General features: G+C 48.9%; 4 protein-coding genes. 3 read left to right on the forward strand and 1 reads right to left on the reverse strand.

What is annotated here, in order from left to right:
- From IEY11_RS14785 to IEY11_RS03635, 3 genes are all read left to right on the forward strand, one after another.
- Positions 1-1004: DUF4368 domain-containing protein (locus IEY11_RS14785; RefSeq protein ID WP_243183942.1), on the forward strand; the 1004-nt coding region annotated here is incomplete at its 5' end.
- Positions 1005-1030: 26 nt separating this feature from the next.
- Entirely contained in the window at positions 1031-1384 is a 354-nt protein-coding gene (locus IEY11_RS03630) for a TnpV protein (protein ID WP_118004255.1), read from the forward strand.
- Positions 1385-1400: 16 nt separating this feature from the next.
- Entirely contained in the window at positions 1401-1700 is a 300-nt protein-coding gene (locus IEY11_RS03635) for a hypothetical protein (protein WP_002596315.1), read from the forward strand.
- Positions 1701-1727: 27 nt separating this feature from the next.
- On the opposite strand, the gene IEY11_RS03640 is transcribed toward IEY11_RS03635, so the two are convergent.
- A partial coding sequence (locus tag IEY11_RS03640) for an XRE family transcriptional regulator (RefSeq protein WP_188885938.1) occupies positions 1728-1973 on the reverse strand: 246 nt, incomplete at its 5' end.

Raw genomic sequence — 1973 nt, forward strand, 5'->3', positions numbered from 1 at the left:
TGCAGAAAATCCGCAGCAATGTACGGCGTTATCCAAACGGCTGGGGCGAAGCGGCTCCCCTCACAGGCTTGCTCTATTGTGCAGATTGTGGCGGCAAGATGTATGTCCACCGCACCAACAATGGCAGGCGGATTTCTCAATATACCTGTTCCAATTATACCAAAATTCCGTGTGGGACACTATGCCCCACTCAACACCGTATCAATGAGAGCGCTGTTCTGACATTGGTTTCCGACACGCTCCGGGCTATCGCTGAATATTCCAGAAATGACCGGACGGAATTTATTCACACTGTTCAGGAGACGCAGGTTGCTCAACAGAGTGCCGATATATCGAAAAAGCGCAGGCGTTTGGCTGCTGCCCAAAAGAGAGCCGGAGAACTGGAAAAACTGATTTGCAAAATCTATGAGGACAACGCCCTCGGCAAGCTGCCGGATGCACGATATAAGGCGCTTGATGCACAGTATGCCAAAGAGCAGGATGCACTTGAGATTGAAATTGCAGAGCTGGAAAAGGCTGTTACCGGCTATGAGCAGAGCCAGAAATCAGCAGAGAAATTTATAGCCCTGATTGATAAGTACGAGAATTTTGACACGCTGACAAACACCATGCTCAACGAGTTTGTAGAGAAAATCCTTGTCCACGAACGCGCCCGAAAAGGCAGCCAGGACACCACGCAGGAAATTGAAATCTACTTCAATTTTTTAGGGCGCTATATCCCACCATCCTTACAGCCGGTTCCTTTAACCCCGGAGGAACAGGAAGAACTGCGGAAAAAAGAAGAACGCAAGGACAGGCTTCATCAGAATTATTTGAAGCGGAAAGCCAGCGGCGCACAGAAACGGTATGAGGACAAAATCAAGGCGAAGAAAAAAGCGGAAATGGACGCTAAGAAAGCCATGATCCGGGCTGAGGATATGAAAAAAGGTGTTTTTTCTACTATCGGGCAGCTACCAAAAGAAGAACCGCGCAAAGGCAGCATAGCAGCCAGCGCAGCAGTCTAATCATCACGGAGCAAAGGAGCATGAATATGAGTAAGTTGACTTACATTCGTTGTGGAGATTATGATATACCCAACCTAAAACTTTCTGAACAGCCGGAAACTTCTATCGGCAAGTACGGCAGAATGCGAAAATCCTACCTAAAGGAACATCGCCCCATTCTCTACAACCAACTGCTGATGAGCGAGAAGCTGTATCCGCACCTGATAGAGATTGACCGGACAGCGCAGGAGCGTGTGGACACCATGTTGCCTCACATGATGGAGACTGCGGGTGTCACGGAAGAACTGAAAGCCTGTGATCCTATGCGTTGGGTGGGGCTGATGAACACATTAACGGCACAGATTGAGGAAATTTTAATCAGGGAACTGATTTGCAGCTGAATGGGAGGTGCGGGAAATGCTGACCTTTGAAAAGGTTTTGAAAGTGTTTCAGGCATATCTGGAGGATGACCCTCTGTATGAGGTGGTTCAGACCAGTCATGGTTATACATTGATGGCATGGGAACCCCACCGGAATGACTGGTACAGCGCTGAAATACAGAAAACCCCGGAGGATTTACGGAACGCTTTGTTGGGTACATACGCCAACTTTCTGGAAGATAAGATTACTGGAAATGACCGTGACCTGACTGTGACAGAAACCGGAGAAATCCAGCAGAGGTGTCGGGAACTTTTGGAAAAGTGCCGGGAACCTTGATATAGAAATGCCAGAAGGAGGCCGCGATTATGCGTCCTCCTTCTGCTTCGCAGTCTGTTCCATTTTGAGCGCCCCGTCTATGGCACCTTCGATAATCGGCAGGTATTCTTCAGGGCAGAGTTTCAGCTTGTGGCTGACCCGCTGCCGCTGTTCGCTTTCTTCTCGCATAATCTCCGGGTTAAAATACCGTTCCACGGGAAGTCCGCAGACCTTAATCAACTGGATCATCACAGGCAGGCTCGGAATCGCACCTTGATTCTCAATGTTGGCAAG

The organism is Butyricicoccus faecihominis, assembly GCF_014648015.1.
Classification (GTDB): domain Bacteria; phylum Bacillota; class Clostridia; order Oscillospirales; family Butyricicoccaceae; genus Agathobaculum; species Agathobaculum butyriciproducens.